The sequence below is a fragment of the Nonomuraea sp. NPDC026600 genome (assembly GCF_040638335.1).
Lineage (GTDB): Bacteria > Actinomycetota > Actinomycetes > Streptosporangiales > Streptosporangiaceae > Nonomuraea.
Genome location: NZ_JBEZYD010000122.1, coordinates 1 through 1,037 on the forward strand (window position 1 = coordinate 1; position 1,037 = coordinate 1,037).

A 1,037-nucleotide genomic window follows, 5' to 3' on the forward strand; every position below is an offset into this window, starting at 1 on the left:
TGAGGGTCGTGAGGGGTTGGGTGTGGTGCGGGGTGTGGTGGGGGGTGATGGGCGTGTGGTGTTGGTGTTTCCGGGTCAGGGGTCGCAGTGGGTGGGGATGGGTGTGGGGTTGTTGGATGCGTCGCCGGTGTTTGCGGGGCGGTTGCGGGAGTGTGCGGGGGCGTTGAGGGAGTTTTCGGATGTTGATGTGGAGGGGGTGTTGCGGTCGGGGGTGGTGTTGGAGCGGGCTGAGGTGGTTCAGCCGGTGTTGTGGGCGGTGATGGTGGCGTTGGCGGAGTTGTGGGGTTCGGTGGGGGTGGTGCCTGCGGGGGTGGTGGGGCATTCGCAGGGGGAGATTGCGGCTGCTGTGGTGTGTGGTGGGTTGTCTGTGGTGGATGGTGCGCGGGTGGTGGCGTTGCGGAGTCGGGTGTTGGGGCGGCTTGCGGGGCGGGGTGGGATGGCGTCGGTGTCGGCGTCGGTGGGGTGGGTGGAGGAGCGGCTTGGGGGTTTTGCGGGGGTGTCGGTTGCTGCGGTGAATGGTGTGGCGGCGACGGTGGTGTCGGGGCCGGTTGGGGGTGTTGAGGGTTTTGTTGGGTTGTGTGTGGGTGAGGGGGTGTGGGCGCGGCGGATTGCGGTGGATTATGCGTCGCATGGTGTGGGGGTGGAGGAGGTTGAGGGTGAGGTTCGGGGGTTGGTGGTTCGGCCGCGTCGGTCGGGGGTGTCGTTCTTTTCGTCGGTGACGGGTGGGTTGGTCGATACCGATGTTTTGGATGGTGATTATTGGTATGCGAATTTGCGGGAGCGGGTGCGTTTTGTTGATGCGGTGGGGGCGGCGCGGGCTGCGGGGTTGGGGGTGTTTGTTGAGGTAAGTCCGCATCCGGTGTTGGGGATGAATATTGATGGGGCTGTGGTGGAGACGCTCCGTCGTGGTGAGGGTGGGTTGGATCGGTTTTTGTTGTCTGTGGGTGGGGCGTTTGTTCGTGGGGTGCCGGTTGAGTGGCCTGGGGTGGGTGGGGTGTCGGTTGATGTGCCGACGTATCCGTTCCAGCGTCAGCGCT

At 65.1% G+C, this 1,037-nt stretch carries 1 protein-coding gene; it reads left to right on the forward strand.

Annotation, left to right across the window (positions count from 1 at the left end; translation table 11 throughout):
• Window positions 1-97: 97 nt before the first annotated feature.
• Window positions 98-1,037: acyltransferase domain-containing protein (locus AB0F17_RS66490; RefSeq protein ID WP_358047876.1), on the forward strand; the 940-nt coding region annotated here is incomplete at its 3' end.